This window comes from Chitinophaga agrisoli, from assembly GCF_008386695.1.
Classification (GTDB): Bacteria; Bacteroidota; Bacteroidia; order Chitinophagales; family Chitinophagaceae; genus Chitinophaga; species Chitinophaga agrisoli.
The window spans coordinates 1-355 of the sequence record NZ_VUOC01000082.1 but is presented as its reverse complement, the minus strand read 5'-3'; the positions used below and the strand labels follow the sequence as shown (position 1 = coordinate 355).

Below are 355 nucleotides of genomic sequence, written 5' to 3'. Positions count from 1 at the left end.
TAAAACCGGACTTCTCATGTCCTGTTGTTTTAATTAACACGTTTTTTGCACCTTTTGAATTTATTGTTTTATTTTCAACCATATCGAAACTCATTGGCGAATTCATTCATATTTCCGATCTGACTTAACGCATAGCCGTGTTTCTTGCGCTGTTTTATTACATAGCGATGGAAATTAGTTACCTTGTCGTCGAGATCTGCGATTTCCAACAACCTACTACAGCAGGATACAGTGGGAATTAAATCCTTTGCTGTGATCTGGGTGAGATTTTGCCCACTGAAGTGCAGAAATCCGTATGTTGTTTGTATGTATGCTTTCCAGTCTCTGACCATCTTGCCGTTAGTCCATATCGCGC

General features: G+C 39.7%; 1 protein-coding gene. It reads right to left on the bottom strand.

Annotated elements, in window-relative coordinates; all coding sequences use genetic code 11:
• Positions 1 to 74 precede the first annotated feature (74 nt).
• Positions 75 to 355: hypothetical protein (locus tag F0L74_RS33730; RefSeq protein ID WP_213087177.1), on the bottom strand; the 281-nt coding region annotated here is incomplete at its 5' end.